This window comes from Ruegeria atlantica, assembly GCF_947495585.1.
In the GTDB taxonomy this organism is placed as follows: Bacteria; Pseudomonadota; Alphaproteobacteria; order Rhodobacterales; family Rhodobacteraceae; genus Ruegeria; species Ruegeria atlantica_G.
Map to the genome: position 1 here is coordinate 1 of NZ_CANLZK010000045.1, position 821 is coordinate 821.

Sequence of the window (821 nt, forward strand, 5' to 3'; positions counted from 1 at the left end):
TCGTCACCATCTCCAAGCGAATAGCGATACGTGTCAGCACCCTCACCACCACGCAAATGATCATCACCAGTAAGGCCATGAAGAATATTGTCTCCCGATGTTCCGATGACATACTCGTTATGTACCGTACCTTTGATATAAGCGCCTTCAACTGGCTGAAGCGTCTCAAGATCAGTGAAGACTACCCCGTCCGAGAATTCCACAGATGCGATCCGTTTGTCCGGATCAGAGAGGAAATACCCCACTAGTACGACTTGCTCTCCGTTGGCCAGGGTGATCACGGCGTTTTCACCATCCCGAGTGATCAGAGCTTGATCAGCCGTCGCATCCGTGAAAACAAGCTTATCGTTTTGTCCGCTCAGGTTTTGCGGGCTCGTGATCGAATAGGAACCGTCTCCTAAACTGTGCCTATGGGTTTCGGACCAATGGCTACCTTCAACAGAACCAGATGCCTTCATATCGTGGACGATCGCGTCCAAAAGGGCTTGCTGATCCCAAATTGTCCCATCAGCAAACTCAATGCTTTCGATCGACGAACGCTGATTGGAATTCAGTTGGCCTAAAACAGTAATAACTTCACCATTAGCCAAGTGGAAACTGACATCTAGTCCGTCGCGACGCACTTGGATGTCTTCTCGGGTCTGATCACTGAACTCTAAATGGTCATTTCCAAGACTGTAATCATAGTCAGAAATTGTGTAAGAGCCATCTCCAGCAGTGTGAACATATCGGTCATCAAGAGTCGTTCCCACAACGGCACCTGAAGCTTTCATGTCGTGCATCAGACGATCGCGGAACTGATCCTGCCCCCAGAGCGTTCC

At 49.5% G+C, this 821-nt stretch carries 1 protein-coding gene; it reads right to left on the reverse strand.

Annotation, left to right across the window (positions count from 1 at the left end):
* Positions 1–821: calcium-binding protein (locus QMP16_RS23500; protein WP_282154384.1), on the reverse strand; the 821-nt coding region annotated here is incomplete at both ends.